At 44.2% G+C, this 7,080-nt stretch carries 5 protein-coding genes; all 5 read left to right on the forward strand.

Annotation, left to right across the window (positions count from 1 at the left end):
• Positions 1-90 precede the first annotated feature (90 nt).
• Positions 91-1,638 carry a DUF3360 family protein gene (locus CAG69_RS08075; RefSeq protein ID WP_005390668.1) on the forward strand — a complete coding sequence of 516 codons (1,548 nt, stop codon included), beginning with the start codon at positions 91-93 and terminating at the stop codon, positions 1,636-1,638.
• A 305-nt stretch (positions 1,639-1,943) separates the two neighbouring features.
• On the forward strand, positions 1,944-4,220 hold the full coding sequence (pflB, locus tag CAG69_RS08080) for a formate C-acetyltransferase (protein ID WP_005390666.1): 2,277 nt from the start codon (positions 1,944-1,946) through the stop codon (positions 4,218-4,220).
• A 151-nt stretch (positions 4,221-4,371) separates the two neighbouring features.
• Complete coding sequence (locus CAG69_RS08085; protein WP_161443615.1) at positions 4,372-5,349, forward strand: lipid A deacylase LpxR family protein; 978 nt, start codon at positions 4,372-4,374, stop codon at positions 5,347-5,349.
• A 211-nt stretch (positions 5,350-5,560) separates the two neighbouring features.
• A complete protein-coding gene (gene pflA, locus CAG69_RS08090) occupies positions 5,561-6,301 on the forward strand; it encodes a pyruvate formate lyase 1-activating protein (RefSeq protein WP_005390663.1) in 741 nt (246 codons plus the stop codon).
• A gap of 154 nt (positions 6,302-6,455) precedes the next feature.
• Positions 6,456-7,080 (forward strand): energy-coupling factor ABC transporter permease (locus CAG69_RS08095; protein WP_161443617.1); only part of this gene is annotated, 625 nt, incomplete at its 3' end.

Genomic DNA, 7,080 nt, shown 5'->3' on the forward strand with positions numbered 1-7,080 from the left:
ATCTAATAATAGCTAGCATAAGCGTGCCGCAGGATGCGGATTAACACAATTGAATGAAGAATTCATAACTTTTAAATATATGAGGAATCTATGTCAGACGCAGTTAACAAAACGCACTCTGATTCAGATATCGAGACCAAGAGCTACCGTGAGCTTCATCGTCCAGCATCTGAGTTCGCAAGCCGTTCAGACTACCTAGACCACGAACTACAAATTATGAAGCCGCGTCGTTTCGGCTTAAACTTGCCAGGTCGTGACTTCCGTTTTGAACTTGAAGATCTTGTTCCAGCACTTGCCGGTACGATTGGTATTATCGCGATGTACTCTGCGGTAATGATGTCTTGGGCTGAAGGCCTAACTGCCGCATGGGACCATGTTAACCTAGGCAAAGATTTCGCCATCGAAGTTGCCCGTGTAGAGATGCTCATCCCTGCACTTCTTTTCTGTGTACTTGCTTCTGGCTTTATTAACCCTAAAGCCAACCTAGCAGGTAACCACGGCCCAATGATCCCTCTTATTGGTACCATCGCGCTTGCTGGTGCTCACCCTCTTGCATTGGCAATTCTTATTGGTGTGTTTGGTTTAATTCTGAGCCTGTTAAAAGGTGGTTCAAAACTGGTTAACCTCACCTCTGAAGGTACGGCTGGTGGCCTTCTCATCTTCTTGGGTTTAACCGGAACGATGAGCCAAATTAATTCCATTCAAGCTTGGGCTGTTGGTTTGCAATCCGACACAGTTGCCGCAGGTAGCATGGGTTACATCGGTCTAATCGTTCTTGCGGTTACTATTGGCCTATACGCGTTCCTTGCTAAAGTGAACAAACGCTGGCTAGCAATCCCTGTTTGTGCCTTCACTGGCCTTGCAATCGCACTTGTTCTTGGCGCAGGCTTCGATATTAAATTCGTAACCGAGACGGGTCTTCCAAACCTAAACCCAATCTACTGGTGGGGTTCAACAGAAGAAGGTTGGATGCTTGGTCTTCCTAATATGGAACACTTCATTGCTTCTCTACCATTCGCAATTCTTGCTGTAGCAATGTGGTCTCCTGACTTCTTGGGTCACCGCATCTTCCAAGAAATGAACTACCCACGTAAGAGTGAAAAAGTACTGATGGACGTTGATGACACAATGACAATGTGTTCTGTGCGCCAAATGGTCGGTACCGCTGTCGGTGGTGGTAACATCACATCATCTTGGGGGACTTACATGATCCCTGCAGCAATCGCGAAGCGCCCTATTCCTGGCGGTGCAATCTTACTAGGTTCTCTATGTATTATTGTTGCAATCCTTGGTTTCCCTATGGATGTTGCTGTATGGCCACCAGTTATGCGCGTTGCTCTTCTCGTTGGTGTCTCTCTACCACTACTTGAAGCAGGCATGCAGATGGTGAAAGACTCAAAAGATTCACAAGCAGCAGGCATCTGTATCTTTGGTTCAGCAGTCGTTAACCCTGTTCTAGCTTGGGCACTAACTATGCTTTTAGATAACAACGGCTTAATTGGTGATAAAGAGCGCGCGTCTCGCTTGTCATTTGTAGACAAGATTGTGATCCCAGTAAGCGTACTTATTATCTGTTTAGTTGCTATGCTTGCAGTTGGTATGCTTGAAGGCCAATATGGCATCCAAGCTTGGCTGTAAAGCTGACAGTTCAGAAAATGTGTGGGTAGCGCTCGTCGCTACCCCATTTTTATCGAGATTTTTGAGGATTTATTGATTTAGTTTAAGGTTTGCAAAAAAATTTTAGTTTAACCTCTAACTGTTGCTTAAAAAGAGAAACGTTAAAACTAGTGACAATATTTATAGTTTTGTAACTCGAACATTTAAATTTAAGACTATAAATATTGTTATTCATAAGAGTGTACTGTTCCCCTCTTTAACTTGGGGATAGCTGGCTCAACGGCGAAGCAGTACGTATTTTTTTCTACTAAAAAGGTAGGTATGTCATGGCAGAGCAATTTGCTAAAGCTTGGGAAGGTTTTGCTGCAGGCGACTGGCAAAACGAAGTAAACGTTCGTGATTTCATTCAGAAGAACTACACTCCGTACGAAGGCGACGAATCTTTCCTAGTTTCTGAAGGTACTGAAGCGACTAACAAGCTTTGGGCTAAGGTAATGGAAGGCATCAAACAAGAGAACGCGACTCACGCGCCTGTTGATTTTGATACTTCAGTTATCTCTACCATCACTGCTCACGATGCAGGCTACATCGAAAAAGACCTAGAAACTATCGTAGGTCTTCAAACTGACGCTCCTCTAAAACGTGCGATCATCCCTAACGGTGGTATCCGTATGGTTGAAGGTTCATGCAAAGCCTACAACCGCGAGCTTGACCCACAAGTTAAGAAAATCTACACAGAATACCGTAAAACTCACAACCAAGGCGTTTTCGACATCTACACTCCACAAATCATGGCGTGTCGTAAGTCTGGCGTATTGACTGGTCTTCCTGATGCATACGGTCGTGGTCGTATCATCGGTGACTACCGTCGTGTTGCTCTATACGGTATTGATTTCCTAATGAAGGATAAATTCGCACAGTTCTCTTCTCTACAAGAGCGTTTCGAGAACGGCGAAGACCTACAAATGACAATGCAGCTTCGTGAAGAGATCGCAGAGCAACACCGTGCTCTAGGTCAAATCAAAGAAATGGCTGCAAAATACGGTTGTGACATTTCTCGTCCTGCTGAAACTGCACAAGAAGCTATCCAGTGGACTTACTTCGGTTACCTAGCTGCTGTTAAATCTCAAAACGGCGCGGCAATGTCTCTAGGCCGTACTTCTACGTTCCTAGACATCTTCATCGAGCGCGATATCGCTGCTGGCCGCATCACAGAAGAACAAGCTCAGGAAATGATCGACCACTTCGTAATGAAACTACGTATGGTTCGTTTCCTACGTACTCCTGAGTACGATGATCTATTCTCTGGCGACCCTATCTGGGCAACTGAGTCTATGGGTGGTATGGGTCTTGACGGTCGTACGCTAGTTACTCGTACAAACTTCCGTTTCCTAAACTCACTATACACAATGGGTCCTTCTCCAGAGCCAAACATCACTGTTCTTTGGTCTGAGCAACTACCTGAAGGCTTCAAGAAGTTCTGTGCGAAAGTGTCTATCGATACTTCTTCAATCCAGTACGAAAACGACGACCTAATGCGTCCAGACATGAACTCTGACGACTACGCAATCGCATGTTGTGTATCTCCAATGGTTGTTGGTAAGCAAATGCAGTTCTTTGGTGCTCGTGCTAACCTTGCGAAAACTATGCTTTACACCATCAACGGTGGTGTGGATGAGAAGCTAAAAATCCAAGTTGGCCCACAAATGCCGAAGATCGAAGGCGATGTACTGAACTACGATGAGTTGTGGGAGAAGATGGACCACTTCATGGATTGGCTAGCGAAGCAGTACGTGACTGCACTAAACGCTATCCACTTCATGCACGACAAGTACAGCTACGAAGCGGCACTAATGGCTCTACATGACCGTGACGTTAAACGTACTATGGCTTGTGGTATTGCTGGTCTATCTGTTGCGGCTGACTCTCTGTCTGCAATCAAATACGCAAAAGTTAAGCCAATCCGTGACGAAGACGGTCTAGCAATCGACTTCGAAATCGAAGGTGATTACCCTAAATTTGGTAACAACGACCCACGCGTTGATGATATCGCATGTGAACTTGTTTCTGTATTTATGGGCAAAATCCGTAAGCTTAAGACTTACCGTGATGCAATCCCTACTCAGTCAATTCTTACTATCACTTCAAACGTGGTTTACGGTAAGAAAACTGGTAACACACCTGACGGTCGTCGTGCTGGTGCTCCATTTGCTCCAGGTGCTAACCCAATGCACGGTCGTGATGAGAAAGGTGCCGTAGCATCACTAACTTCAGTTGCAAAACTGCCGTTTGCTGACGCACAAGATGGTATCTCTTACACATTCTCTATCGTACCTAATGCACTAGGTAAAGATGAGGGTTCACAACGTGCTAACCTAGCTGGCCTGATGGATGGTTACTTCCACCACGAAGCGGGTATCGAAGGTGGTCAACACCTAAACGTGAACGTTCTTAACCGCGAAACTCTAGAAGACGCCGTTAAGCACCCAGAGAAATACCCTCAGCTAACAATCCGTGTATCTGGTTACGCTGTTCGCTTTAACTCTCTAACTGCAGAGCAACAAGCTGACGTAATCGCACGCACATTCACAGAGTCTCTATAAGACTTTAGTGAAATAACGTTTTAGTGATACAACAAAGGCTGATGCTTCTAAGCATCAGCCTTTTTTTATTTCTTGAATGAAGTTGTGATATTACGAAAGATTTTGCCCACATTCTTACGTATGATGCGAAAAAAGTTAGTAAATAAAGTATATGAAACTCAGTAAATTAATTGTTCTTACTCTTCTTTCTCCAGTTGCGATGGCATCCACTAAGTCTACGGTCTCTTTCACACTCGACAATGATGGTATTTTCGGCGTCGACCAAGACTACACAAATGGTATTTTTCTTTCCTACGCAACAGGCCAACTGAAACAAGAAAGCCAATGGAAATGGCTGAGTCTGGCTGACTCAGAACACGCCAATATCGATAAAATAGAGTTGGTTCTTGGCCACAAAATGTGGACTCCGAGCGACATTGAAGCGGATTATCCACTGGTCAATGATCGCCCATATGCGGGTTATCTACATACTGAGATCAACTATTTTTCTTTGACTGATGATAAGGCCGTCCGCTACAACTTCACCATCGGTGCAACAGGTGAAAGTTCGCTTTCAGAAAAAGCGCAAGAAATCGTTCACGGCATAACAGGCTCGACTGACCCACAAGGTTGGGATTACCAGATCGACGATAAAGTGGCGTTTAGCCTTGGCTACCGCGTATTTAATAAATTGATGCGCAGCGAAGAACAAAAAACGCAATGGGAAATCACCAACATTAACGACATCAATGCAGGTAACTTCCGTAGTGATGTCTCTCAAGGCGTCATGTTTCGTTGGGGTACAAACCTAGCAAGCAGCATCGGAGCCGCCAATATTAGTGTTGAGAGCCCGTTCTCAGCGAGTATGCTCGCACAGGATACTTCAAGCTGGTTCTTATTTACGGGGTTTGAAGGTCGTTACCGTTTCAATGACATGACCATCGAAGGCGATCGCCCTGGTATTCCTGAGCCATCCGCGCCATACGACGTCACACTGCAAAATTGGCAAGCAAGCGCCGTAGCGGGTGCAACTTGGTATAACCAAAATTACGGTGCAAGCCTAACCTTTACGATAAAAACGCCAGATTATGAAGAATCCCAAACTGATGTTTATGGGACAGGTTCCTTCTCTGTGTTCGCCTTTTTCTAAAAGCTGACTTATCCCTGTATCCACACCAATCTAAATACAAGGCAAGTTCTCTCGTTTGGTATTAACCAACCCTGTGATCAAGCATTTATTTAGATTGGTCTATCTATTTTCTTTCTTCACATAACCTTGCCTTTAGTACCGACAAAGCTGTTTTAACCCTGCTTTTTGTAATAAAATAACAGCTAGAATTTACTAGTAATGAGAGCAAAAGATGTCAACAACTGGTCGTATTCACTCATTTGAGTCATGTGGTACCGTAGACGGACCTGGTATTCGTTTTATCGTCTTCTTGCAAGGTTGTTTGATGCGCTGTAAGTATTGCCACAATCGCGACACATGGGATACGCATGATGGCAAAGAAGTTACGGTTGAAGAGATCATTTCCGAAGCGAAAAGTTACCGCCACTTCATGAATGCATCAGGTGGTGGCGTTACTTGTTCTGGCGGCGAAGCGATGCTTCAGCCTGAATTTGTACGGGACTTTTTCCGCGCAGCTAAGGCAGAAGGTATTCATACGTGTCTAGATACGAACGGTTATGTTCGTAAACATACTGATGTTATCGATGAAGTACTGGATGCAACAGACTTAGTAATGCTTGATATCAAGCACATGAAAGATGAAGTGCACCAAGATCTCATCGGCGTATCGAACCGACGTACATTGGACTTTGCTCGTTACTTGCAAAAAATCGGAAAGAAAACTTGGATTCGCTATGTAGTCGTACCTGGTTACACGGATGACCCTGAAGCAGCACACATGCTTGGTGAGTTTATTAAAGATATGGATAACATCGAAAAGGTCGAGTTACTTCCTTATCACAAATTGGGTGCCCATAAATGGGAAGCATTGGGCTTAGAATACCCACTCGAAGGGGTAAACCCTCCACCGAAAGAAACTATGGACGAGATTCAATCCATTCTTGCGCAGTACAACGATAACGTAAAATACTAAGTGAACAGCAAGACTAACCTCTTTAAAATACCAGCATATTGCTGGTATTTTTTTAACTATGCCTAAGTACCTTCAATGAATATCTATGAGGTGATTTAGGTATAAAAAGAACAATAGAAATGATTGCGTCATGATCGCATAGGAAGGTAGTAACATGGATTGGTTTAACTTGGGCTCTCTGGTTGTCATACTTTGGATAGTACTCGCCTACTGTCTACCGGATTGGAAAAAAGTCGTTTGGCCCAAGCTTGAAAAGGAAAAAGCATTTCAGCACCTCGTTTTCGCAACACTCTTTTTTTTCAGCATCTTATGGGCAACCCAAGCAGGCGTAAAAGAAGGACTACAGATTCATTTTCTCGCGCTAACAACGCTGACGATGATGTATGGTTGGCGTATGGCCTTTCTAATCAGTATCCCCGCAATGCTGGTCAACCACCTGCTACATGATGTGTCGTTGTTGCAGTTACCCACGTCTTTAGTATTGTCTGCCCTGCTTCCTATTTTCATTAGTTACCTCGTCTTTCTTTTGAGTTATCACTACTTGCCAAGAAACATTTTTGTATTCATCTTCGTTGCAGGTTTTTTCAACGGCGCGATAACAGGAAGCCTGCATCTGCTGATTAACTCCTTTTACCATTTATCGGTTGGTCATTACGATTGGGAAACCATTCAACATAACTACTTTATTTTTGTACCGTTGCTTGCCTTCCCTGAGGGCCTATTAAATGGTATGTCACTGGCGGTTTTAACCGTATTCAAGCCAGAGTGGCTAAGAGTAT

Source organism: Vibrio sp. V43_P6S15P86, from assembly GCF_009904725.1.
In the GTDB taxonomy this organism is placed as follows: Bacteria; Pseudomonadota; Gammaproteobacteria; order Enterobacterales; family Vibrionaceae; genus Vibrio; species Vibrio diabolicus.